Source organism: Anabaena sp. 54 (assembly GCF_017355725.1).
In the GTDB taxonomy this organism is placed as follows: domain Bacteria; phylum Cyanobacteriota; class Cyanobacteriia; order Cyanobacteriales; family Nostocaceae; genus Dolichospermum; species Dolichospermum heterosporum.
This window is the reverse complement of sequence record NZ_JAAVWA010000002.1, coordinates 208653-233199: the sequence shown is the minus strand read 5'-3', so window position 1 is coordinate 233199 and position 24547 is coordinate 208653. Positions and strand designations below refer to the sequence as shown.

Sequence of the window (24547 nt, the reverse complement as noted above, 5' to 3'; positions counted from 1 at the left end):
CAGGAAATGCTAGGAAACACCCTTGTAGGCAGATACCAAATCACCAATTACCTGGGAGGTGGCGGATTTGGTGAAACTTATGTTGCTAATGATACTCAATTACCAGGCTCACCCCAGTGTGTAGTCAAGAAACTCAAACCTCAATCTACTGATATTACCACTTTAGAAATAGCTCGGAGGTTATTTGACACAGAAGCCCAAGTTTTATATAAATTAGGAAATCATGATCGCATTCCCCAACTTTTAGCCTACTTTGAAGAAAATGCCGAATTTTATCTGGTTCAGGAACTAATTATTGGTAATGATCTCAGTCAAGAATTAAAATCTGGTGTCATCTTTACTCAAAATCAGGTAATGTCTTTATTACAAGAAATTTTAGAAATTTTGGACTTTGTCCATCAACAAAAGGTAATTCATCGTGATGTCAATCCTCGGAATATTCTCAGACGAGAACAAGATAATAAATTAATTTTAATTGATTTTGGTGCAGTCAAACAAATTACGACCAAATTAGTAAATTCTCCAGACATTACCAAATCTACTGTTGCTATTGGTACACCCGGTTATACTCCTGGAGAACAAGCACAAGGAACACCAAAATTTAGCAGTGATATCTATGCTTTGGGAATTATTGCTATTCAAGCTTTAACAGGATTATCACCAGATCAATTAGAGAAAGATGTTGAAACTAATGAAATTATTTGGCAAAATTTCGCCACTGTATCTCCAGAATTTGCCCAATTTCTAAATCAAATGATCTGTTATGATTTTCGCCAACGTTATGCTTCAGCAACAATAGCATTACAAGCTTTACAAGAATTAAATAAAAACTCATCGGCAACAATAATTATTTCCCCTGCTACCTTACCAAACCGAGTAAAAAATCCCCAAAATACCCCAGGGATATTCTGGAAATTGCTATTAGGAATATTTATTTTAGGTATTGGTAGTTTCGGGGCAATATTTATGCTCAATCGCCTGAATAGTAAAAACGCTATAGAATTATATAATCAGGGTAATACTCTCATTCAATTACAACGCTATGAAGAAGCCTTAGCAACTTATGAAAAAGCCATAGATATCAAATCTGATTATCCTCAAGCTTTATATGGTAAAGGTAAAGCATTATTTCAATTAAAGAAATACCAAGAATCTTTAATAGCTTATGATCAAGCTATTCAAATTCAACCAAATTATTTAGAAGCTTGGACTAATCGAGGTTTTGTTTTAGTCAGACTCAAACGTTATCCAGAAGCAATTGCCACTGTTGATAAAGTTTTACAACTAAAGAATGATGACCCCAGAGTGTGGCAACTCAAAGGTGATATCTTTATAAAGATTAGCCAATATAATGATGCAATTAAAGCTTATGAACAAGCGATTAATTTCCAAGCTGATAATCCTGAATTATGGTACAAAAAAGGATTAGCATTCCAAAACCTTAAACAATATGAAGAGGCAATTACCTCCTATAAAAAAACTGTGGAATTAAAATCTGATCATGAATTAGCTTGGTACAATTTGGGTAATTGCTTAGTTAATTTAAATCGTTATGAATTTGCTTTCCAGGCTTATGATCAAGCAGTCCAGTATAATCCAAATAACTCCGCAGCTTGGTTATCCAGAAGTAATATATTAATGACATTACGTAGGTATCCAGAAGCAATTGATTCCTTTAGCCAAGTGATTAAAATCAATCCTCAACAATATCAAGCATGGTATAATCGAGGTTGGGCATTACATCAAGTTAAACGCTATCCAGAAGCAATAGAATCTTATAAAAAAGCTATTAGTTTAAAAGGAAATGATTATTTAGTATGGTATAATCTAGGAAATACACAATATAATTTACAAAAATATCAAGAAGCGATCGCCTCCTATAATAAAGCTATTCGCTATAAACCCAATCATTATGAAAGTTGGTACAGTAAAGGCAACGCTTGGTTAAATTTGCAACAATACCAACAAGCGATCGCCTCCTACGACAAAGCCATAGAATATAAACCAGACTACCAACAAGCCATAGAAGCTCGCACCAAAGCCCAAAACACCCCAAAATTCCCCATCAACTTCTGATCCCTGATTTCGGATAAAATGATTCCATTCCGAAAACTCCTTCTCTTTGCCCCTCTGCGCCTCTGCGTGTTAGCGAAGCGGGGCGAAGCCTGAAAAAATTATCTTAATTAATCAGCAACACCACTTATGGACGTATTAGAACTAAAACGCGAAATCGAAACATTGTCTAGCCGCCTGGGTAAAACCCAGGACTATCTTTGACGTACCCGCACTCAAAGCCAAAATTCACGACTTAGAGCAAATTTCCGCCCAAACAGAATTTTGGGAAGACCAAAACCAGGCACAAAATACCCTACAAGAACTTAATGATCTAAAATCCCATTTAGATCAATATTACAAGTGGCACACCAACTTAGACGATACCAGGGCAGTTGTTGAGTTATTGGAACTAGAAACCGATACAGCATTATTGCAAGAAGCGGAATCTACCATTACCAAACTCAATCATGAACTAGACCAATGGGAACTACAACAACTCCTTTCCGGCACTTACGACGACAAAGGTGCAGTCCTGACAATTAACGCCGGTGCTGGTGGCACAGACGCACAAGACTGGGCATTTATGCTCATGCGGATGTATACCCGGTGGGCAGAAGATCATGGTTATAAAGTCACCCTAGCGGAAGAATCAGAAGGTGACGAAGCCGGCATTAAATCCGCCACCCTAGAAATTACCGGACGTTATGCCTATGGTTACTTGCGTTCCGAAATGGGGACTCACCGTCTCGTGAGAATTTCCCCCTTCAACGCTAACGGCAAACGGCAAACCAGCTTTGCCGGCATCGAAGTTATGCCGCAAATAGATAACACCGTCAAATTAGACATACCAGAGAAAGATTTAGACATTAGCACCACCCGTTCTGGCGGGAAAGGTGGGCAAAACGTCAACAAAGTAGAAACCGCAGTCCGCATAGTTCACCTCCCCACCGGTCTAGCAGTCCGGTGTACAGAAGAACGTTCCCAACTGCAAAACAAAGAAAAAGCGCTCGCCCGTCTCAAAGCCAAGTTGTTAGTTATTGCCAAAGAACAACGCGCCCAAGAAATTGCCGAAATTCGCGGCGATATGGTCGAAGCTTCCTGGGGTAATCAAATCCGCAACTATGTATTTCATCCTTATCAAATGGTGAAAGACCTCCGCACCAACATCGAAACCACAGCCATTACAGATGTCATGAACGGTGAACTTGATATGTTCATTCAAGCCTATCTCCGGCAAGAAAACCAGATAGTTGAAGCGTAACTTAGATCCCCGACTTCTTTGAGAAGTCGGGGATCTTTGCTATATTTCCCTGACACAGGTTACAGTAAGAAAAGAGATGATAATGAATTAATTATGGAAAAATCCCCTGCCAAAGAACCCCAGCCTAGCTATGTCAAACTCGCCATGCGAAACATGGTTAGAAAAGGCGGCACTTCCCTCAAACACTTTGCGTTAACTGCCGTAGGACTGTTATCTGTCCTCGTGGGTTTGGCATATCTTACTCGCTAAGAGAGGAAAACTTGTGCCGCTACAGGTTGAATTATATTTAGAAAATTGCTTTGATGACTCTTCCCCAATTCCTCTCGAAACTTGGGAAAACTGGTTTTGGCAATGGTTGGAAATTCTTGAGGATTACTTACCAACTGCACCTAGTTATGAAATCAGTTTGCGTTTGACAACCGACACAGAAATTCAAACCCTTAATTCCCAATATCGCCAACAAGATAAACCTACAGATGTCTTAGCCTTTGCATCTCTAGAAGCAGATTTACCACAAAGTGAAGAAATGCTGGATGCCATGCCCTTGTATCTAGGTGATATAATTGTCTCTATAGATACAGCACAACGTCAGGCACAACAGCAGGAACATAGTTTGTCTACAGAGTTGGCTTGGTTAACGGCTCATGGTTTACTACACTTGTTAGGTTGGGATCATCCTGACGAAGAGAGTTTGATGGAAATGTTAAACGAGCAAGTTGTATTACTGAAGAAAATAGGTATTATTATTAACTTAGAGTTGGAGGTAGGGGAGGTAGGGGAGGTGGGGGAGGTAGGGGTAGTAGGGGGAGTAGGGGAGGTGGGGGAGGTAGGGGGAGTAGGGGGAGTAGGGGGAGTAAAGGAGTAAAGGAGTAAAGGAGGTGAGAAAGAAGATGATTGGTAACTTAGAAGAATCAAACTCAATATCAATGGTTAAATCTCATAGAGACTTGGGAATTTATCAAATTGCTTTTGAAGCAGCAATTAAAATTTTTGGGTTATCAAAAAATTTTCCTGTTGAAGAAAGATATTCTCTAACAGATCAAATTCGTCGTTCTTCTCGTTCTGTTTGTGCGAATATGGCAGAAGCTTGGCGTAAACGTCGTTATGAGGCTGCTTTTGTTGCTAAATTAAATGATTGTGAAGCTGAATCTGCTGAAACTCAAACATGGATAGAATTTACAGTTAAATGTAATTACTTCGATATTGAAACGGGACGTAAACTTTATGGTAATTATAATCAAGTTTTATCTGGTTTAGTGACTATGATCAATAACCCATCACGCTGGTTAATGAATCATAAAAACCATAAAAACCATAAATATTAATCTTCCCCCACCTCCCCCACATCCCCTACCTCCCCCACATCCCCCACTCCCCCCACATCCCCCACCTCCCCCACCTCCCCCACATCCCCCACACCCCCCACATCCCCCACACCCCCCACCTCCCCCACTCTCATCTCTATGCCCCCAAAAGTCTCATCGTCATCAACCAATAATAGCTTACCAACACTCGTGTCCAAAGATAGGGAACTTTCCTGGCAGATTGCCTCTAATCTATTTGTTAGTTTTAAGTATGCTTGGGCTGGAATTACCTACGCTTTTCAGACTCAAAGGAATTTTCGGATTCATGTAGCCGTCTGCGCCTTGGCTATTGGATTAAGTGTATTTCTACAGTTAGAAACAGTAGAAGTATCCATAATTTCTGTTACCAGCGGTTTAGTTTTGACCTTAGAGTTAGTGAATACTGCTATTGAGTCAATTGTAGATTTAACGGTCAAACAGTCTTATCATGAGTTGGCAAAAGTTGCTAAAGACTGTGCTGCTGGTGCTGTACTTGTTTCTGCTTTAGTAGCATTATTGGTTGCCTCTACATTAATATTGCCTCCTTTAGCAACATTAATTCTATCTACTTTCTAGATGGTAGATTGTGAATAGTAAGTAGGTTAGCATTGAAAATTGTCGTTATGGGAAGGCAAGAGGCAAGAGGCAAGAGGCAAGAGTGAAGAAGCTTTGGGCGATTTTACTTTTCTTTACACACTTTGGTTTTATTGTGTTCACCTACTTAGAGACGTTTTCAGGGAACGTATTGGATATTTTTAAATAAAATTAGGTAAAAATTGTGATATTAGTCATTGATAATTACGATAGCTTTACGTATAACTTAGTACAATATCTGGGAGAATTAGCAGTAGATTTCCCAGTTGCTGATGACCTGCAAGTGGTACGAAACGATAAGATTACTATAGATGAAATTAGGGCATTAAACCCGGATGCAGTGGTAATTTCACCGGGTCCTGGTCGTCCAGATGATGCGGGGGTTTCCCTCAGTGCGATCGCCCAATTAGGAGATAAACTACCGATTTTAGGCGTGTGCTTAGGACATCAAAGTATTGGTCAGGTGTTCGGTGGTAAAATTGTCTCCGCCCCAGAATTGATGCACGGAAAAACCTCTCAGGTTTCGCACACAGGCATAGGAATTTTTCAAGGTTTAGAAAATCCTTTAACCGCTACCAGATATCATAGTTTAGTGATTGAGCGGGAAACTTGCCCGGAAGTATTGGAAATTACAGCTTGGGTAGAAGATGGCACAATTATGGGCGTGAGACATCGGCAATATCCTCACATTCAAGGAGTCCAATTTCATCCAGAGAGTGTCCTAACTGCCTTGGGTAAGGAATTGCTGAGAAATTTTTTGCGAACTTTGTAAGGCAGTATTCTTATGAAACGACGACAATTGATAGGCTATGCTGGAGCAGGTTTAATAACGGCTATAGTTACTAATTTAGGTGATCAAGTTCCAGTAAATGCCCAATCTAGTGGTGGATCAATTCAGTGGTTAGGTCATACCTGCTTTTTATTGACCAATGGTAAGGTCAAAATTTTGATTAATCCCTTTAGCAATTTGGGTTGTACAGCTAAATATCGTCTCCCAAATGTTGCATCAGATTTGGTATTAATTAGTAGTCAATTATTGGATGAAGGGGCAATAGATAAAATACCAGGAAATCCCAAATTAGTTTATAAACCGGGTGTCTATGAATTTCGGGGCGTTAAATTTCAGGGAATTACCACAGACCATGATCGTAAGGGTGGAAAACAATTTGGGCAAAATATAGCCTGGAAATTAAACCAAGGTGGCATTAATCTGCTACATTTGGGGGGTTCTGCTGCACCGATTACCCTAGAACAAAAAATTCTCATGGGTCGTCCTGATGTATTATTTATTCCTGTTGGCGGCAGTGATAAAGCGTATAATCATCAAGAAGCAAAACAGGCAATTGATGTCTTAAATCCTAAGTTAGTTATTCCTACCCATTATCGGACTCAAGCTGCTGAAAGTGGCAAGTGCGACATTACTCCAGTAGATGATTTTCTAACTTTGATGCAGAGTGTGAATATTAATGTCCGCCGCAGTAACAATGATTCTGTATTAGTTAATTCTCAGAGTTTGCCAGAAAAAACGGAAGTTCAACTTTTGAGTTACAAGTTTTGATTCCTTAAGGCGTTGCTGAATCGAGGTATGAAATTTCCAAATTGAACCTTTAAAAATCTTACCTTTGCGTCTTTGCGCCTTTGCGTGAGACTAAAATTCATACCCTTAATCAGCAACGCCCTTAATTTATTGTAAGTTGGGTTGGCACAAGGAAACCCAACAAATTTCCAACTAAAATTAAGTGAAAAGATGACTTGGTATGGAGCAGATGCAATGATGAGTGTTTGGCTTATATGTTTTTTTATTCTGTTTGCTTTGGCGGAATTTTTTAAGTGGTTACGAGGTTTTTCTGTTCCTGTTCCGTTACCAATATATATTTTAGGTGGGGTATTTTTAGCAGTTGCCTCTAATTATGATAAAATATTTGGCTATTATGTCAGTAATGCTAGTGTAATTACACCTGTGGAAATATCCCAAGAAGTACCTAAATTAGCATCACCAGTAAACTCAACTCCAATTTCTGAATTAATACCTAGTGCTGTACCTAAATCCGATATTCAAGAATCTGCCAACAATTGAGTTGCTATATAGGGGCAGTCAGGAGGTAGGGGCGCAGGGCCTGCGCCCAGTCAGGAGTGTGGCTAACGCCACGCTGCGCTATCAGGAGTCAGAAAGAAGAAGAAAGAAGAATAAAATTGTTACCGGACTGTAGTCTGCGTCAGTGCAATATGTGGCTATTGCATCAGAAAATAAATAACTTTGTAAATATAACCCGCATAAAACATAAGATTTTTGTTAAACTTACTGGAAAATTAGAAGTTGAGTAGCTTTTAAGACAGAAAAAAAAAGTAGCAAATACTACGAATTGTATTGAATGAAGACAAATATCGTAGACACAGAGGAATGAAAATAAGTGTTCAGAAAATTGACTATCATTGGGTGTTTAACTCTATTTTTACTGGTAGGGTTGTTAACAGGAAATGCTTGGGCAGAAACCTCAGCAACCGTGCCTAGTCCGAATACAGGTGACACAGCATTTATGCTGATTTCCTCAGCTTTAGTAATGCTAATGACACCGGGATTAGCATTCTTTTATGGTGGGTTTGTGCGATCGCACAATATTCTCAACACATTGATGATGAGTTTTGTGTTGATGGCGATTGTGGGAGTCACCTGGGTTCTTTGGGGTTATAGTCTTTCCTTTGCCCCTGGTTTACCCTTCATTGGTGGTTTACAGTGGCTAGGGTTAAATGGTGTTGGTGTAGAAACCACAGGTTATCTGCAAGGTTCAGCCCCTGCGGAAGTGGTTTCCTATGCCCCGACAATTCCCCACCAAGCATTCATGATCTATCAAGCCATGTTTGCAATTATCACCCCAGCCTTAATTTCGGGAGCGATCGCCGAACGCATGAGTTTCCGTGCCTATTGCCTATTTGTAGTTCTGTGGTCAACCTTTATCTACACACCCCTAGCACACATGGTTTGGGCAAAGGGAGGATTCTTAGGTTTATATGGCGGGATCGGCGCTCTAGACTTTGCTGGTGGTACAGTAGTGCATATTAGTTCCGGTATTTCGGCACTGGTAGCCGCAATTGTCCTCGGTCCGAGAAAAAACTATCCAGATCGTCTTAGCCCTCCCCATAACGTCCCCTTTATTTTGTTGGGTGCCGGCTTACTTTGGTTTGGTTGGTTTGGCTTTAATGCTGGTAGTGCCTTATCCGCTGGCACGGTAGCCACAGTCGCCTTTGTTGCTACTAATACATCCGCTGCCGCCGGGGCGTTGATGTGGTTGATTCTAGAAGCTACATTACGGGGAAAACCCACCGCAGTTGGCGCAGCCACAGGTGCAGTCGCCGGTTTAGTGGGAATCACCCCAGGGGCAGGATTTGTCACCCCTGTAGCCGCAATTTTAACTGGTTTCATTACCTCCGTCGTCTGCTTCTATGCTGTCAGTTTCAAGCACAAATTGCGGGTTGATGATGCTCTAGATACCTATCCTGTACATGGTGTTGGAGGTACTATCGGGGCGATTCTAACAGCTATCTTTGCCACAACTGAAGTGAATAGCGGTGGTAAAGATGGGGTATTGCGCGGTAACTTCGGTGAATTATTTGTGGAACTAGCAGCGATCGCCATAGCCTATATTATTGCTGGTGTAGGAACTTGGATCATTCTGAAAATTATTGCTGCTACAGTTGGTTTACGAGTCCCATATCAAACCGAAGATCAAGGCTTGGATATCAACGAACACGGGGAAGAAGGTTATAACTCCGAATTTGCAGATCGGATTTCTAATAAGTAAAAGGCAGGGGAGTAGGGGAGAATATTTTTCTTCCCAATAACAACTAACAACTGACAACTGACAGATTTACAATTAAACTCAATATCCGTAATGTTTCTTCGTCGTGTCTAATCGTGTAAAAACTTTTCCTGTCTGGGGACTATTCGCACTGTTAACTAATATTATCCTAATGTTAGCGGTCGTCTTATTGATTTGGCGACAGCAAAAGCTAACCCCTGTGTTAGCAACCACAGCTATTCCAGATCCCTCAGAACCAGTTAACCTGAACTGGAAAAATCAATATGTAGCACCAGAATTAGGACCCCGTCATAAACTCAGTTATCCCCAATGGTTGGATATTCTCAAGCAAGAAGCTAAAATAACTGCTAGGAAAAATCCCCAGCGATTAACCATACTAGCGGGAGATTCTCTGAGTTTATGGTTTCCACCGGAGTTATTACCTGAGGATAGAAGCTGGCTAAATCAGGGCATATCCGGGGAAGTTAGCAATGGATTACTGCAAAGATTAGATTTTTTTGATCGCACCAAACCGGAAAAGATTTTCATTATGGTGGGCATTAATGATCTAATTCGCGGGTTAGATGATCAGGAAATTTTAGCTAATTATCAGCAAATTATCAGTTATTTGCAAAGAAAACACCCCCAAACAGAAATTGTCGTTCAGTCAATTTTGCCCCATGGTGAGGAGGGGATAACTTGGGAAGCAAAAGAAAAACTCCTAGCAATTCCCAATCCTCGGATTCGTAATTTGAATCAGGAATTGAATAATCTCGCTACTGAAAAAGGGGTGAAATATCTGAATTTACATCCCTTATTCACCGATAAACAAGGTAATCTTCGGTCAGATTTTACCACCGATGGTTTGCATCTGAGTCCCCCAGGTTATCTCGTTTGGCGGACTGCCTTACAGATGTATACTAACCAACAAATAACATCCCAAGCAACTAAACCTAAAAATATCAACTCAAAAACTAGGATATAAATCCAAATTTTCCATCTAAATCACCTCGAAACACGAGAAAATCAAAGATAGTAATTATTAGTGGTCAATCTAAAATGGATACAAAAGCTTTTAAACGTAGCCTCCAACATTCAGACAATTACAATCGCAAAGGTTTTGGTCATCAAGCGGAAGTTGCTACCAAGTTACAATCTGAGTTTCAGAGTAACTTAATTCAGGAAATCCGCGATCGCAACTACACCATCAAACGTGGTAATGTCACCATCCAACTAGCACAAGCATTTGGTTTTTGTTGGGGTGTAGAAAGGGCTGTAGCTATGGCTTATGAAACCCGGCAACATTTTCCCACAGAACAGATTTGGATTACCAACGAAATTATTCACAATCCATCTGTGAATAAACGAATGCAAGAAATGCAAGTAGAATTTATTCCCGTTATTGACAAACTGAAAGACTTTTCTGTTGTTAATAGTGGTGACGTAGTAATTTTACCAGCCTTTGGTGCAAGTGTTCAAGAAATGCAAATATTGCATGATAAAGGTTGCCAAATTGTTGATACTACCTGCCCTTGGGTATCCAAAGTATGGAACACCGTAGAAAAGCACAAAAAAGGTGATTATACTTCAATTATTCACGGAAAATATAAGCATGAAGAAACAGTTGCCACCAGTTCCTTTGCCGGGAAATATTTGATTGTTTTAAACATAAAAGAAGCAGAATATGTCATTAATTATATTCTCAATGGTGGCGATCGTGAAGAATTTTTAGCCAAATTTTCCAAAGCCTGTTCAGCAGGATTTGACCCTGATCAAGACTTACAACGAGTAGGAATTGCTAACCAAACAACCATGCTCAAAGGTGAAACCGAACAAATCGGTAAAATGCTGGAGCATACAATGATGCAGAAATATGGACCAACAGAATTGAATCAGCATTTTCAAAATTTCAATACCATCTGTGATGCCACTCAAGAACGTCAAGATGCTATGTTAGAATTAGTCGAAGAAAATGTAGATTTAATCATAGTTATTGGTGGGTTTAACTCATCCAATACTACCCAACTACAACAAATTGCCTTTGATCGAGGTATTCCCTCCTATCACATTGATTGTGGAGAACGGATTCAATCAATTAATAACATTGAACATCGGCAGTTAACAGGAGAATTAGTAATTGCAGAAAATTGGCTACCAGCAGGAGAAATTAAAGTTGGTGTGACTTCTGGTGCTTCAACACCAGATAAGGTAGTTGAAGATATAATTGAGAAAATTTTTGCCCTCAAAGCAATAGCATCTGTAGTTTAAAATATACTCAACACGGTTGGGATATGGACTTTTAAGAAATTACGAAAAACCTAGATTTGTATGGGTAAAGCAAAAGCTCAATGGTGTCAACTTAAGCTCAAATCCCTACCACATCTCGTTCCTAGTCTCTGACTAGGAATGCAGTTGATGAGGCTCTGCCTCTAATATCAAGGCTAAAATAGCCCCATATCATGCTAACTTAAGGAATCTATAACAATGACTGGTAATACGTTTTTTGATAAACTCCAACCTGCAAGTCAGCAACAGTCTATCGTGTATCTACCCTATATTCAGGGTAATAAGCGGAATTTGTTACCCTATGCCATCACTCTTTATAAAAAACGTGAGTTAGAAGGACACCGCAAAATAGAAGGTAGTGAAAATGTTCCCTTCGTTGCCACTTGGAATGATCCTACCTTACCCTCCGACTTAACCGTTTGCCGGTTACAGTTTGATTCTACGTCTGAATTAACCTATGAAGTCATGATGCCAAGTTTTGAATTTATTAGTTTTTTAATTGAACTAATGGAAAACTATAAGCGGAATAAAATCACGGATTTTTCTAAATCCTTTTACCGCAAATTATTACGTTTAGATGATTGAAGCAAAATAGAACAGCCTTCATGAACCTCGTTTACTTGGAAACCTCTAGATTTTTCCAACATAACTAGCTATTATACGGAAATTTAGGTTTATACGCCTTACAAAAATCACTATGAACACACCACTAACAAACCAACCTATCCGCGTTGGAGTCCTGGGTTTTGGCGGACTTGGACAGGCAGCCGCAAAACTCCTTTCCAGCAAACGAGAAATGATTCTTGTCGCCGTCGCCGACCAAAATGGCTATGCTTACTCCACTGAGGGCTTAAACACCCAATCTTGTATTACTACTTACCAAAATCAAGGTACAATCGGTCATTTAGAAGCATTTGGTACATTAAGCAACAACAGTATTCAGGATTTAATTCAAGTCACTGGTGACACTGTAGATGGTTATTTCCTGGCTTTACCTAACCTCCCCAACGACTTTATCCCCTCTGTTGCCAAAGAATTTATTCAAGCCGGTTGGCAGGGTGTTCTGGTAGATGCCATTAAACGCACCAGTGCAGTCGAACAACTCCTATCCATGAAAGATGAACTGCAAGCCGCTGGAATTACCTACATGACTGGCTGTGGTGCTACTCCTGGGCTATTAACCGCTGCTGCCGCCTTAGCTGCCCAAAGTTATGCGGAAATTCACAATGTGGTCATTACCTTTGGTGTGGGAATTGCTAACTGGGAAGCCTACCGCGCCACTGTGAGAGAAGATATTGGTCATATGCCCGGTTATAGTGTAGAAGCCGCTAGAGCCATGACTGACGCAGAGGTAGAAGCGCTACTTGATCAGACCGATGGGGTGTTAACCTTGGAAAATATGGAACACGCCGATGATGTGATGTTAGAGGTGGCGGGAATTTGTTCACGGGATAGAGTCACGGTTGGCGGTGTAGTTGATACCCGTAACCCCAAAAAGCCCTTGAGTACAAATGTGAAAATCACTGGACGCACTTTTGAGGGAAAAATATCTACTCATACCTTCACGTTAGGGGATGAAACTAGTATGGCTGCCAATGTGTGTGGTCCTGCCTTCGGTTATCTTAAAGCTGCTCAAGAATTGCGTCAACGGGGCATTTCTGGCTTATTTACGGCTGCGGAAATTATGCCTAAGTTTGTCAAATAGGTGGTCGGTAATTGGTTATAGCGGTATGCACTCTTTGTGAGATCCACTTAGAGACTTCCAAATAAAAAAATGTCCCAAAACTGATGCAGAAATTCTCTCTCTGTGTACTCTGTGCCTCTGTGGTTCGTTTCTTAGGATAATTTATTTCTTGGAAGTCTCTTAGCAAATCGTAAAGCCTGTAGGGGCGGGGAAACCCCGCCCTCTTTTGTATTGCTAAAAAGACGGGGATTCTAGTAGTCTGTCAACCCGAAAATGACGGGTGGAGGGAAGTAGGGGGAGGTAGGGGAAGTAGGGGGGTAGGGGAGGTAGGGGGGGTAGGGAGGTAGGGGAAGTAGGGGGGGTAGGGGAGGTAGGGGGGGTAGGGGAGGGAAGAACAGAAGTTTTTTCCGGTCATTACCCGTCAAAATAAATAAATTTGACGAACTACTAGTACAGCACGGCGTAAATAAAACAACCATTCTCAATCACTAAAAAGCTTACGCCATATTATTTTTGACTTTTGACTTTTGACTTTTGACTTCCGCCTTGCGGTGCTAGTTTCATGGAGATTTTTTGACAACAACAATAATGGAGGGCGCAGGCCCTGCGCCCCTACGAGTTTGGCGATAAAAAACTGTACCTCATAACATCAAGAGGTGCTGTATCAGGTTTTAAATTATGTTCAATGCAATGTCTTATCGCTTGATTGCGAATGAATTGGGTCGTACGAATGGCATTTTCCTGATCAGAAGAGGTTTTATCAGCTAAATTGTGTGATAATAATAACCTAAAGTTATGAATTGATAACGGTGTAGTTAGGCATGGATTATCGGGATGCAGGCGTTGATGTGGAAGCAGGTAGAGCTTTTGTAGATCAAATTCGCAATTTGGTTCACAGCACCTTTAGAAAAGAGGTTTTGGGGGGACTGGGTGGCTTTGGTGGTTGCTTTCAACTGCCTACAGGTTACAAAGAACCAGTTTTGGTTTCGGGGACAGATGGTGTGGGGACAAAGCTGAAAATAGCTCAAATTCTCAACCGTCATGATACTGTGGGCATAGATTTGGTGGGGATGTGCGTTAATGATGTGTTGACATCGGGTGCAGAACCGCTGTTTTTTCTAGATTATGTGGCTACAGGTAAGTTAGATAAGGAACAATTAACTCAGGTGGTAGCGGGGATAGCTACTGGTTGTAAATTGGCGGGTTCGGCTTTATTGGGGGGAGAAACGGCGGAAATGCCCGGTTTTTACCAGGTTGGTGAATACGACTTGGCTGGTTTTTGCGTGGGAATTGTGGAAAAAAGCCGAATGTTGGATGGTTCTCAGGTGCAGGTGGGGGACGTAGCTATCGGTTTAGCTAGTTCAGGTGTCCATAGTAATGGTTTGAGTTTGGTCAGAAAAATTGTCAGTGATGGTGGTTTTGCTTGGACTGATACCCCAGACTTATTCAATGGTGCATCTATTGGAGAAACTTTGCTTACACCTACACGCATTTATGTAAAATCTGTTTTAGCTGCGTTGCAATCAGGTTTAGAAGTTCATGGCATGGCTCACATTACTGGCGGTGGTTTACCAGAAAATTTACCAAGATGTTTAAGCAAGGGTCAATCAATTAAGATGATTCCTGATAGTTGGACTGTTCCCCCTGTATTCCATTGGTTAGCTGCGGCTGGTTCTGTAGGTGCTGAGGCTATGTATAATACATTCAATATGGGTATTGGCTTTGTGTTATTAGTTCCACCTCAGCAAGCAGAACAGGTAATTACTCATTTTCAATCTCAGGATATCTCTGCTAATGTAATTGGTGAAGTGATCAATGGAGCAGGTGAATTGATCAGTTTGTGGTGACAATGGCGGTAAACAGATAGAAACTATACGCAAAATTTATATTCTCTTGATGGAAGTAATCAAAAATACTCATCGCCATCAGCGTTAATATTTGCTAACGTAGTCTTAACATATTGCAAAAATCAATTGGTGCCGTTGAGGAAGTATCTGTATTTACTGGTTAGTGGTATTAGTTATATCTCGTTTACAAGTGTGGCGTGTTGGTGTTTTGAGAAGAATGTAATTTTTGTGTAGAGGGGTTATGGTTATAAATTTTGCCCGGACTACTGTTTCTAAGGAACTACTAAAGCAAGTATTCCAACGCATTGATGCACAAAGTTGTCCCCAGTTATTTAATTTTCATATGCACACGGTTCACTCCGATGGCAAACTAAAACCGGGTGATTTGATGGGTCAAGCGATCGCAATTGGTTTAAAAGGGTTAGCTATCACTGATCATCATAGTATTAGTGGCTACCAAGAAGCCCTGGTTTGGTTAGAAGATTGGAAATGGCGTAATCCTGATGCTCATGCTCCATATCTGTGGAGTGGTGTAGAAATTAACGCCAATCTGCTGGATAATGAAGTTCACATTTTGGCTTATGCTTTTGAGTTAGAACATCCCAGTATGCAGCCATATTTACAAAAAATTCCTAGTACAGGTAAGGCTTATCAAGCAGTTAATGTTATTAAAGCTGTTCATGAAGCGGGAGGACTAGCGGTACTTGCTCACCCAGCCCGATATAGGCGATCGCATTTTGACCTCATTCCTGCGGCTGCGGGTGATGGTATTGATGGTGTTGAGACTTTCTACGCTTACAATAACCCCAAACCTTGGAAACCTAGTGTGGTGGAAACTGAGGAAGTTCAACAATTAGCGGAAAAATTTAATTTATTTAGCACCTGTGGTACTGATTCGCATGGCTTGAATTTGCTGCATAGGTTGTAAATCTGTATTTACCTCTTTTAAACTCCTGGTTTAGGGAGTAGGGGAGTAGGGGAGTAGGGGAGTAGGGGGAGTAGGGGGAGTAGGGGGAGTAGGGGGAGTAGGGGGAGTAGGGGGAGTAGGGGGAGTAGGGGGAGTGAGAAAGAATTTTTCCAATGACCAATGACCAATGACCAATGACCAATGACCAATGACCAATGACTAATGACCAATGACTAATGACCAATGACTAAAGAACTATTAAAACAAGTAAGAGTAATTGATCCTGTTCAGAAAACTGATACCGTAGCAGATGTATTAATTATTGATGGCTATATCCAAGCTGTCGCTCCGCAAATTACAGATTTTAGTGCTGATACTTCTATTCGTGATTGTCAAGGCTTAATTCTTGGGGCTGGATTAGTTGATTTATATAGTCATTCAGGTGAACCTGGATTTGAAGAACGAGAAACTTTAAGTTCTTTATTACAAGCTGCCGCAGCGGGTGGTTTTACTAGAGTGGGTGTTTTACCAGATACATCACCACCCATTGATAAACCTGCTTTAGTAGCACAGTTACAGCAACAGAGAGATAGAGGAAAAGCTTCTCCCCATTTGCATATCTGGGGAGCAATTACCTTAGATCTAGCAGGTAAACAATTAACAGAGGTAGCAGATTTAGCCGCAGCGGGGGTTGTGGGTTTTACTGATGCTAAACCTTGGGAGAATTTGGGGATAGTCAGACGGATTTTGGAGTATCTTCAACCCTTTGGTAAACCTGTGGCTTTTTGGCCTTGCGATCGCCATTTGGCCGCTAATGGTAAAATCAGAGACGGTGCAGAAGCCTTGCGAATAGGTTTATCTCCCATTCCAGTTAGTGCGGAAACAACAGCAATTGCCGCTTTATTAGAATTAGTCGCGGATATTGGTACACCAGTTCATATTATGCGTGTTTCTACTGCTCGTAGTGTAGAATTAATTGCTAAAGCTAAAGCTCAAGGTCTTCCCATTACCGCTAGTACCACCTGGATGCACATTTTATTAGATACAACAGCTATTAGAAGCTATCACACATCCTTACATTTAGATCCGCCCTTGGGAAACCACCAAGATATGTTATGCTTACGGGATGCTGTGCGAACTGGGATCATAGATGCGATCGCTATTGATCACGCACCTTATACTTATGAAGAAAAAGTTCAAGCCTTTGGGGAATCACCACCGGGGGCAATTGGTTTAGAATTAGCATTACCCCTGCTTTGGCAAAATCTCGTCACCACTGGAGAATTTACAGCTTCAGAATTATGGCGCGTTTTGAGTCATCAACCAGCAGCTTGTTTGCAACAAGAAGTTAAAGCCATTCAAGCCGGGGAAATAGCCGAATTAACTTTATTTAATCCGTTGCAAACTTGGCATATAAACAAGGCAAACCTCCAGACACTTGCTTATAATACCCCTTGGTTTGGTCAAGAAGTTACAGGTCGGACTGTGCAAGTTTGGTGTCATACTATACTAAATACGGGTGAGATTTAAACTTTTGCCAAATGACAAAGAACCCAGATCTGTAGGGGTAAAGCAAGAGCTTCATTGGTGTCAACTTAAGCTCAAATCCCTACCACACCTCGTTCCTAGTCTCTGACTAGGAATGTAGTATAATTTAAATTGAGGCTGCGGAAAGTAAGATTTTAAGAATAATTGACCGCAGATAAACGCGGATAAACGCCGATGAATACGGATGATAATTATTCTGAGCAGTTTCATATAAAATTGGTATAATCTATTTTAGTACATCAGAACTATATTAATACTCAATGTCTGATTTAATTCTGTTTTGGCATCGTCGAGATTTACGCATTTCTGATCATACAGGACTAGCTGCGGCTAGAGAAAAAAGTGCGAAGATTGTAGGTGTATTTTGTCTAGATCCCCAAATTCTCCAAAGTGATGATATTGCCCCCGTTAGGGTAGAATATATGATTGGCTGTTTGCAATCTCTTCAGGAAAGATATCAGCAAGCAGGTAGTCAATTATTAATTTTGCAAAATGATCCTGTGATTGCAATTCCCAAATTAGCAACAGCATTAAAAGCAAAAGCCGTATTTTGGAATTGGGATGTTGAACCCTATTCCCAAACACGAGATTTAGCAGTAATTGAGGCTTTGGAAACTCAAGGAATTGAATTTCTTAACGACAATTGGGATCAGTTATTGCATTCACCAACAGAAATTTTTAGCGGTGCAAAAACTCCCTATACTGTTTATACTCCTTTCTGGAAAAATTGGATTACTAAATCTAAAGCTAAACCAGTTAAAACTTTAGCAAATCTGGAAAATTTAACAGCGGAAGAACAAGAAATTTCTCAACTCACAGGAACTATTAATTTACCTTCTGCCGCAGATTTAGGTTTTATTTGGGATGCAGAATTAATAATTTCTCCCGGAGAATTAGCAGCACAAGAAAAATTAGATAATTTTGCCAAATCTGCTATTAATGAATACCAAGAACAGCGGAATTTCCCCGCAATTGATGGTACATCTCAATTAAGTGCCGCTTTGAAGTTTGGTGTCATTGGTATGAGAACTATTTGGCAAACTACGATAGAAGCACTGGCAAATAGTAACAGTGAAGAAGTAAATGCCAGTATCCAAACATGGCAAAAGGAATTAGCATGGCGGGAATTTTATCAACACGCTATGTACCATTTTCCAGAATTAGCTAAGGGTGCATATAGAGACACTTTTAAAACCTTCCCTTGGCAAAATAACGAAAATTATTTTCAAGCTTGGTGTGAAGGAAAAACAGGCTATCCTATAGTAGATGCCGCCATGCGTCAATTAAATGAAACTGGCTGGATGCACAACAGATGTAGAATGATTGTTGCCAGTTTTTTGACTAAAGATCTAATTATTAACCCCCAATGGGGAGAAAAATATTTTATGCAGAAACTCATTGATGGTGATTTATCTGCTAATAATGGAGGCTGGCAATGGAGTGCTTCTAGTGGTATGGACCCTCAACCATTACGGATTTTTAACCCTGCGAGTCAAACCCAAAAATTTGATGCCGAAGCAGAATATATTCGTCAGTGGATACCTGAATTGCGTTATGTATCTCCAGAATACTTGGTAACTGGGAAAATTCCCCCGTTAGATTATTATGGAACAAATTATCCCCAGCCCATTGTTGATCATAAACAACAGCAAGCTCTGTTTAAGCAATTATATCAACAACAAAAGACTATTGGATGAAATATTATACCACAGGTGCAGGTCAAGTCTAGTGTGTTAATTCTGAATCCCTTATCCCATAAGACTTCACGCACAAAATATGTCGCCATATTTTTATGAGAAAGTGCCTGGAACAGATGTTTTCGGTTTAAACTACGGTAACACCAATAATTTCCCAGGAAATCGCTCCAAAACACACAAAATTAACATACTAGTACACTGTTAGGGAACACCAAAAAATAAATTACCCAATTTTGTGGGATGGGCATCCTGCCCGTCCTTGATGATTAGCGGGCAATTCGTCCCGCACCACAAGAAATTTTTGGGTATTTTTTTAATTGGAAGTCCCTTAGGTAGTAAAAATTCTCTCTATGCCAGAATAAACGTTAAATCGTTCCCCACGCAGAAAACCAATTAAAGTAATACCAAATTCCCGCGCCATAGACACAGCTAAACTACTAGGAGCAGACACAGAACAAACAATAGGTACTCTAGCCGCTATAGACTTCTGTAAAATTTCAAGACTAGAACGTCCGCTAACCATAATAATATGATTATGAAAAGGTAAATCACAACTTAATAAAGCAGTGCCAATTAATTTATCTAGAGCATTGTGTCTGCCTATATCTTCTTGTAAATTTAAAAGTTGTCCTTGCATATCGAAAACCGCCGCAGCGTGCAACCCCCCTGTAGCATTGAAGACACCTTGAGCAGCCCGCAACTGATCAGGTAGACTGTAGAGTAACTTAGGTGTCACCATCATTTCAGCAGCAATCATCGGATAACCCCGCAGCCTCAAAGCCTCAATACTGGCTTTACCGCAGACTCCACAGGCACTATTGGTGTAAAAATGTCGTTCTAAAGGTTGTAAGTCTACAATTAACCCTGGACGTAATTCTACATTAACGATGTTGTAGCGTTGTTCACCATCAATATTTTCATCTACACAATAGCTGATGGTTTGAATATCTTGTTTACAACTAATCACACCTTCATTATAGAGGAAGCCAGCCGCTAAAGCAAAATCTGCCCCTGGGGTACGCATGGTAATAGCTACGGTGCAACGTGAGGAGACTAAGCGAATTTCTAACGGTTCTTCAGTGGTGAGATAGTCTTGTCGTAGTCGCTTTTTACCATTCTCGACTACCCAGACTGGCATTTTGATTTTGCTTTTATTGAAGGTTTTCATAGGACCTCGCGGTAACCAAATTAAGATTTATTTGGCTGAAGGCGAACAGCAACAGCTTTATACTGGGGACACTTAGATTGGGGATCTAAATGAGGACCAGTGATGCGATTGGTGTGGGTTTCTGGGTAGTGGAAAGAGAGAAACAAAGTTCCAGGAGCAATGCGTCGAGACTTCTTGACTTTAACTTGGATACTTCCCCAACGACTTTCGAGATTGACTTGCTCCCCATCAGCAATGTTTTCCTGATCAGCATCTCCAGGATGAATTTCCAGGACATCTTCAGGAACTAACTCTTGGTTCGCCGTGCGACGGGTCATGGTACCAACATTATAATGTTCCAGCAGCCGCCCAGTAATTAAAAGGAACGGATATCCTTTGACCCCATGTTCAGGACTGGGTACGTAGTCAATCGCCACCAATTGCCCTTTACCTCCCATAAAGCGATCAGCGTGTACCGTAACCGTTCCTGGATGGTCAGGAGAGGGACAAGGCCATTGTAAGCCATCCCCTGCCAGACGAGCATAGCTGACACCACCAAAATAGTGGGGTGCAACCTGGGCAATTTCATCCATGATCTCTCCAGGATGTTGGTAATGCCAATTAGCTCCCATTTTCACGGCAACATCACGGATAGCTTCCCAGTCAGGTCGTGCTTCTCCGGGAGATGGTACTGTGGGTCTAACATATTGAATGCGCCGTTCAGCATTGGTAAAAGTTCCCTCCTGTTCTAAAGCGGCGGCGGCGGGTAAGATAAGGTGAGCATAGCGGGCTGTTTCACAGAAGAATAAATCCTGGACTACCATAAAATCTAGGTTAGAGAGTGCTTTCCTGACGTGAGTTTCATTCGGATCGCTTTGAACCATATCTTCCCCCTGACACCAGAGAGCGCGGATTTCGCCCCGTGCAGCAGCATCAATCATTTCCTGGCTGGTCAGTCCCGGTTGTTCTGGTGGTAATCCTCCCCAAAGTCGTTCTAAACGCCGCCGCAGTGCAGGATCATTTAACGGTTGATATCCGGTAATCAAGTTAGGCATACTGCCCATATCTGCATTACCTTGAACGTTATTTTGTCCTCGCAAGGGCAACATTCCCGCACCTTCGCCGCCAATACTACCGGTGAGCATTCCCAGGTTACATAGGGTGATCACAGAAGCAGTCCCTTGGGTTAATTCCGATAAGCCAAGACCATGCACAAATAGGGTTTGACCATAACTACCGATTAACTGGGCAGCTTCCCGGATCAGGTTGGTTTCAACAGTGGTAATACTGGCGATTTCATCGAGAGAAAGATGATTGACAAAGGCGCGAAATTCCTCATAGCCTTCGACACGCTCGTTAAGATAGTCGTGGTTGATCAAGTCTTCTGCAATTAAGACTTTGGCTAAGGCATTCAATAAAGGAACATTTGTCCCAGGGAGAAGTTGTAGGTGTATATCTGCATATTCTGCCAATTCAATGCGACGCGGATCAATGACCACCAGCCGCGCACCCTTTAGCACCGCTTGCTTGATTCTCGACCCAATGACCGGGTGCGCTTCCGTAGGGTTAGCTCCAGCAATGACGATACATTTAGCTTTTTCAATATCGAGATAGGACGCAGTGGCGGCTCCGGCACCAGTTACCATTTGTAGGGCGGTAGCGGTAGAGGAGTGACAGACTCGCGCACAGCAATCAATATTATTTGTGCCGATGATAGTGCGGAACAGTTTTTGGAGGAGATAGGCAGCCTCATTAGTCGAGCGTGAAGAGGTAAAGACCCCTAGTGCATCCTTGCCATATTCTGCCTTAATTCTCAATAATTCACCGGCGATCAATTCAATGGCTTCTTGCCAAGAAATGGGTTGAAATTCCTGACCAACCCGCTTAATGGGTTGAGTCAGGCGTTCAGAAGAGTGATGGTAAGTATGAGCATAGCGTCCCTTCAGGCATAAATGTCCATGGTTGACCACGGCTGTGGGAACGCCAGTAATCTGTACTACTTTTCCTTGGGCTGTACTTACTTCCAGACGACAACCCACCCCACAGTAACCACATACTGTCTGAGTCACTGTTTCGATGTGAGAGGCTGTAAAGCGATCGCGATCGCTAATTGCCCCTGTAGGACATTGATCTACACAAGCACCACAAGCTACACAAGGGCTTTCGGCAAAACTTTTTCCTGCACCAAAAATCAGATGGCTTTCTGAACCCCGACCGGCAACACTATAAACGAACTGCCCCTGGATTTGTTCACAAGCATTTAAACAAAGACGACAGGTGATACAGGTATTAGGATTGAATCTGAGGTAGGGATGACTTTCATCTACCTTGGCAGGGTGAGCGTTGGCAATGGCTGTTAACTGATAATCTTGAAGCAACCGAGTAAACTTAGTTTCTTGTCCATTACCTTGAAAAACAGGTTGCTCATTATCTAGGTAAAGGGAGAGAATATCCCGCCGCAATGCCTCCAGTTTGGGTGTATGAGTTTGAATTTTCATGCCCGCTTGGATAGGGGTGTGACAAGCACCCAAAGGACGGTTTTTCTGGTTACTTTCTACCAAGCACATCCGACATCCCCCTTCCGGGTGCATTCCATCAGCGTAACAGAGAGTAGGAATTTCCATACCCAGTCGTTTTGCTGCTTGGAGAATAGTTTCACCGTCTTTGATGTCAACAATCTGTCCGTTAATCTTTGCCTGTGGTGAATTCATGATCCTCCTACTCCTGACTGAAAAATCCGGTCTCCGAAATGTTCAATCATCTGGCGCATTGGATCTGGCATATATTGTCCAAAGGCACAGAGGCTTCCTTGTTCCATTACCTCAAATAGTCGTTCCAGTTGCGATTGGCATTGTGGTTGATGAATTTGATTGCGTACCAAATGCCAAGCCTTTTGAGAACCTAAACGACAGGGAACACATTTACCGCAGGATTCATCCTTCATAAACTTGAGCCAATGTTCTAACAAGGCGTGATAATCTGTACCCGCTGGCAGTGCCACTATGCCCCCATGTCCTAACTGAATCCCCTGTTCAGCCATTGTTTCATAGCAAATTGGCACATCCCACAGATCAGGAAGTAACAGACTGCCCATTGGACCTCCCAACAATACCGCTTCTAGGGGTTTACCATCAGCACCGCCCCCCGCTTCGGTAATTACTTCTCTCACGGTAGTTCCAAACTCTACTTCCACAATCCCCGGACGGGCAAAACCATGATTTAAACAGATGACTTTGGTTCCAGAACTAAATTTTGTGCCTAAAGCGGCATAAGCCTCAGCACCTTTTTCGAGAATAGGGGCAATATTAACTAGGGTTTCTACATTATTAACTATGGTTGGTTTGCCATAGAGTCCTGCTTCTGTGGGATAAGGAGGACGAATTTGCACTTCGCCTCGTAACCCCTCAATCGCATTCAGCATGGCAGTTTCTTCGCCGCAGACATAGCTACCCATGCCAGGGAAAATGGAGATTTCAAAGGGAAAAAATCCCTGAGAACCAAAAATACCAGCAGCACGGGCTTGGGCGATCGCCTCTCGCATCCGTGCGATCGCTTTGGGGTATTCGGAACGAATAAACACAATGCCTTGATTTGCGCCTACTGCATATCCACACAGCAGTATTCCCTCAACAACCCCATGAGGATCGTTTTCCATGAGTACCCGATCAATGAAAGAGCCTGGATCGCCTTCATCACCGTTAGCAATAACATAACGTGGTTCTCCCTTGGCTTGGGCGCAACTCCGCCATTTCTTGCCTGTGGGGAAACCTGCGCCCCCACGTCCCCGTTCACCAGCGCGTTCTAAGGTGGATAAGATATCTTCTGGACTACTTTGAAGGGCTTGCAAAAATGTCGAGTAAACTCCTGCATTTCTAGCTTTTTCTAACTGGGAATAGTCATCTCCTAAACGGACCGTGACTAGGGGTTCTTGGGCAAGACAGCGCACAGAAAGCTGAGGTTGTTCAACCTTTGATCCTGAACATTTATCTGGTAAATTTCGGGCTTCCTGGTGAAATAATAGCCGATCTTGAGCATCTAACACGGCTGGTGAGCGATCGCAATACCCAAGACAGTAAGCTACTTGACACTTTGAATACTTCTGGAGGTTGTCATATAAATTACCTGAACCAGCCAGCATACAGGATGTTCCTTGACAGACTCGCGTCGAAACCTGATGATCCTGCAAATCAGCGTAATAGGAGATTACACCTCGTACTGTTGCTTCTGGTAATTTTACCTGCTCTGCCAATGCTTTGATGTCCGATGTCTCAAGAGCAGTTTTCTGAGAACGAAGATAGTCGTGGATCTGTAACAGAGGTGATGTCTCCCCGTTGTAAGTTTCCCAGTAGCGTCTCGGCATTTTCATAATCTCAAGTAAATG

At 41.8% G+C, this 24547-nt stretch carries 21 protein-coding genes and 1 pseudogene; 18 read left to right on the top strand and 4 right to left on the bottom strand.

Going from position 1 to position 24547, the window contains the following annotated elements; all coding sequences use genetic code 11:
- Positions 1-6 precede the first annotated feature (6 nt).
- The 5 genes and pseudogenes from HEQ36_RS03575 (at position 7) to HEQ36_RS03555 (ending at position 4641) form a co-directional block, all read left to right on the top strand.
- A complete protein-coding gene (locus HEQ36_RS03575; RefSeq protein WP_168637244.1) occupies positions 7-2076 on the top strand; it encodes a serine/threonine-protein kinase in 2070 nt (689 codons plus the stop codon).
- Positions 2077-2202: 126 nt separating this feature from the next.
- Positions 2203-3316 (top strand): peptide chain release factor 2 gene (prfB, locus tag HEQ36_RS03570; protein ID WP_168637243.1). Its coding sequence is split into 2 segments (ribosomal slippage): positions 2203-2274 and positions 2276-3316, totalling 1113 coding nucleotides; the frame shifts between segments, so codons are not numbered across the junction.
- A 93-nt stretch (positions 3317-3409) separates the two neighbouring features.
- A complete protein-coding gene (locus tag HEQ36_RS03565; protein ID WP_071992792.1) occupies positions 3410-3565 on the top strand; it encodes a DUF3285 domain-containing protein in 156 nt (51 codons plus the stop codon).
- A 13-nt stretch (positions 3566-3578) separates the two neighbouring features.
- Positions 3579-4073: pseudogene (gene ybeY, locus HEQ36_RS03560) on the top strand (rRNA maturation RNase YbeY); the annotation flags it as partial.
- A 133-nt stretch (positions 4074-4206) separates the two neighbouring features.
- Positions 4207-4641 (top strand): four helix bundle protein, encoded by a 435-nt coding sequence (locus HEQ36_RS03555; RefSeq protein ID WP_290706726.1) that lies wholly within the window; start codon positions 4207-4209, stop codon positions 4639-4641.
- Here HEQ36_RS03555 and HEQ36_RS03550 read toward each other — a convergent pair.
- Entirely contained in the window at positions 4638-4838 is a 201-nt protein-coding gene (locus HEQ36_RS03550; protein ID WP_290706827.1) for a hypothetical protein, read from the bottom strand. The two genes, HEQ36_RS03555 and HEQ36_RS03550, sit on opposite strands and share 4 nt — an antisense overlap.
- On the opposite strand from HEQ36_RS03550, the gene HEQ36_RS03545 reads away from it, so the two are divergent.
- The 13 genes from HEQ36_RS03545 to HEQ36_RS03485 all read left to right on the top strand — a co-directional run bounded on the left by HEQ36_RS03545 (position 4780) and on the right by HEQ36_RS03485 (position 19019).
- Positions 4780-5235: a diacylglycerol kinase family protein gene (locus tag HEQ36_RS03545; RefSeq protein ID WP_053538174.1), complete on the top strand. Its 456-nt coding sequence runs from the start codon at positions 4780-4782 to the stop codon at positions 5233-5235. The genes HEQ36_RS03550 and HEQ36_RS03545 overlap by 59 nt on opposite strands.
- A 202-nt stretch (positions 5236-5437) precedes the next feature.
- On the top strand, positions 5438-6025 hold the full coding sequence (locus HEQ36_RS03540; protein ID WP_168467436.1) for an aminodeoxychorismate/anthranilate synthase component II: 588 nt from the start codon (positions 5438-5440) through the stop codon (positions 6023-6025).
- Positions 6026-6037: 12 nt separating this feature from the next.
- Positions 6038-6811 carry an MBL fold metallo-hydrolase gene (locus HEQ36_RS03535; protein WP_168637242.1) on the top strand — a complete coding sequence of 258 codons (774 nt, stop codon included), beginning with the start codon at positions 6038-6040 and terminating at the stop codon, positions 6809-6811.
- Positions 6812-7027: 216 nt separating this feature from the next.
- Positions 7028-7330: a hypothetical protein gene (locus tag HEQ36_RS03530; RefSeq protein ID WP_053541188.1), complete on the top strand. Its 303-nt coding sequence runs from the start codon at positions 7028-7030 to the stop codon at positions 7328-7330.
- 334 nt (positions 7331-7664) lie between these two features.
- Positions 7665-9053, top strand: a complete 1389-nt coding sequence (locus HEQ36_RS03525; RefSeq protein ID WP_168637241.1) for an ammonium transporter — start codon at positions 7665-7667, stop codon at positions 9051-9053.
- Positions 9054-9222: 169 nt separating this feature from the next.
- Positions 9223-10035, top strand: a complete 813-nt coding sequence (locus tag HEQ36_RS03520; RefSeq protein WP_205748651.1) for an SGNH/GDSL hydrolase family protein — start codon at positions 9223-9225, stop codon at positions 10033-10035.
- A 74-nt stretch (positions 10036-10109) separates the two neighbouring features.
- Positions 10110-11318, top strand: coding sequence for a 4-hydroxy-3-methylbut-2-enyl diphosphate reductase (locus HEQ36_RS03515; RefSeq protein ID WP_053538177.1), 1209 nt, complete (start codon positions 10110-10112; stop codon positions 11316-11318).
- Positions 11319-11534: 216 nt separating this feature from the next.
- Entirely contained in the window at positions 11535-11921 is a 387-nt protein-coding gene (ebsA, locus tag HEQ36_RS03510; protein WP_027402523.1) for a type IV pilus biogenesis protein EbsA, read from the top strand.
- Positions 11922-12033: 112 nt separating this feature from the next.
- Entirely contained in the window at positions 12034-13041 is a 1008-nt protein-coding gene (locus HEQ36_RS03505; RefSeq protein ID WP_039204720.1) for a saccharopine dehydrogenase-like oxidoreductase, read from the top strand.
- 800 nt (positions 13042-13841) lie between these two features.
- The gene (gene purM, locus HEQ36_RS03500) at positions 13842-14867 is read left to right on the top strand and encodes a phosphoribosylformylglycinamidine cyclo-ligase (RefSeq protein ID WP_053538179.1); all 1026 of its coding nucleotides are present in this window, start codon (positions 13842-13844) and stop codon (positions 14865-14867) included.
- Between the two features lie 241 nt (positions 14868-15108).
- The gene (locus tag HEQ36_RS03495; RefSeq protein ID WP_168637239.1) at positions 15109-15795 is read left to right on the top strand and encodes a PHP domain-containing protein; all 687 of its coding nucleotides are present in this window, start codon (positions 15109-15111) and stop codon (positions 15793-15795) included.
- A gap of 222 nt (positions 15796-16017) precedes the next feature.
- Complete coding sequence (locus HEQ36_RS03490; RefSeq protein WP_168637238.1) at positions 16018-17304, top strand: dihydroorotase; 1287 nt, start codon at positions 16018-16020, stop codon at positions 17302-17304.
- Between the two features lie 278 nt (positions 17305-17582).
- A complete protein-coding gene (locus tag HEQ36_RS03485; protein ID WP_168637237.1) occupies positions 17583-19019 on the top strand; it encodes an FAD-binding domain-containing protein in 1437 nt (478 codons plus the stop codon).
- Positions 19020-19347: 328 nt separating this feature from the next.
- On the opposite strand, the gene fdhD is transcribed toward HEQ36_RS03485, so the two are convergent.
- From fdhD to HEQ36_RS03470, 3 genes are read right to left on the bottom strand one after another with little or no spacing between them, the layout of a single operon-like run.
- The gene (fdhD, locus tag HEQ36_RS03480) at positions 19348-20187 is read right to left on the bottom strand and encodes a formate dehydrogenase accessory sulfurtransferase FdhD (protein ID WP_053538183.1); all 840 of its coding nucleotides are present in this window, start codon (positions 20185-20187) and stop codon (positions 19348-19350) included.
- Between the two features lie 20 nt (positions 20188-20207).
- Entirely contained in the window at positions 20208-22877 is a 2670-nt protein-coding gene (fdhF, locus tag HEQ36_RS03475) for a formate dehydrogenase subunit alpha (RefSeq protein ID WP_168637236.1), read from the bottom strand.
- Positions 22874-24526: an NADH-ubiquinone oxidoreductase-F iron-sulfur binding region domain-containing protein gene (locus tag HEQ36_RS03470; protein ID WP_168637235.1), complete on the bottom strand. Its 1653-nt coding sequence runs from the start codon at positions 24524-24526 to the stop codon at positions 22874-22876. The genes fdhF and HEQ36_RS03470 overlap by 4 nt, the downstream gene beginning before the upstream one ends.
- Positions 24527-24547 lie beyond the last annotated feature (21 nt).

Bases quoted from the DNA above. Each gene is read 5' to 3' on its own strand.
- HEQ36_RS03575 (WP_168637244.1), top strand. From the start codon at position 7: ATGCTAGGAAACACCCTTGTAGGCAGATACCAAATCACCAATTACCTG.
- HEQ36_RS03485 (WP_168637237.1), top strand. From the start codon at position 17,583: ATGTCTGATTTAATTCTGTTTTGGCATCGTCGAGATTTACGCATTTCT.
- HEQ36_RS03515 (WP_053538177.1), top strand. From the start codon at position 10,110: ATGGATACAAAAGCTTTTAAACGTAGCCTCCAACATTCAGACAATTAC.
- HEQ36_RS03555 (WP_290706726.1), top strand. From the start codon at position 4,207: ATGATTGGTAACTTAGAAGAATCAAACTCAATATCAATGGTTAAATCT.
- HEQ36_RS03505 (WP_039204720.1), top strand. From the start codon at position 12,034: ATGAACACACCACTAACAAACCAACCTATCCGCGTTGGAGTCCTGGGT.
- HEQ36_RS03520 (WP_205748651.1), top strand. From the start codon at position 9,223: ATGTTAGCGGTCGTCTTATTGATTTGGCGACAGCAAAAGCTAACCCCT.
- HEQ36_RS03490 (WP_168637238.1), top strand. From the start codon at position 16,018: ATGACTAAAGAACTATTAAAACAAGTAAGAGTAATTGATCCTGTTCAG.
- HEQ36_RS03495 (WP_168637239.1), top strand. From the start codon at position 15,109: ATGGTTATAAATTTTGCCCGGACTACTGTTTCTAAGGAACTACTAAAG.
- HEQ36_RS03545 (WP_053538174.1), top strand. From the start codon at position 4,780: ATGCCCCCAAAAGTCTCATCGTCATCAACCAATAATAGCTTACCAACA.
- ebsA (WP_027402523.1), top strand. From the start codon at position 11,535: ATGACTGGTAATACGTTTTTTGATAAACTCCAACCTGCAAGTCAGCAA.
- HEQ36_RS03470 (WP_168637235.1), bottom strand. From the start codon at position 24,526: ATGCCGAGACGCTACTGGGAAACTTACAACGGGGAGACATCACCTCTG.
- fdhF (WP_168637236.1), bottom strand. From the start codon at position 22,877: ATGAATTCACCACAGGCAAAGATTAACGGACAGATTGTTGACATCAAA.
- fdhD (WP_053538183.1), bottom strand. From the start codon at position 20,187: ATGAAAACCTTCAATAAAAGCAAAATCAAAATGCCAGTCTGGGTAGTC.
- HEQ36_RS03535 (WP_168637242.1), top strand. From the start codon at position 6,038: ATGAAACGACGACAATTGATAGGCTATGCTGGAGCAGGTTTAATAACG.
- HEQ36_RS03565 (WP_071992792.1), top strand. From the start codon at position 3,410: ATGGAAAAATCCCCTGCCAAAGAACCCCAGCCTAGCTATGTCAAACTC.
- HEQ36_RS03530 (WP_053541188.1), top strand. From the start codon at position 7,028: ATGAGTGTTTGGCTTATATGTTTTTTTATTCTGTTTGCTTTGGCGGAA.
- purM (WP_053538179.1), top strand. From the start codon at position 13,842: ATGGATTATCGGGATGCAGGCGTTGATGTGGAAGCAGGTAGAGCTTTT.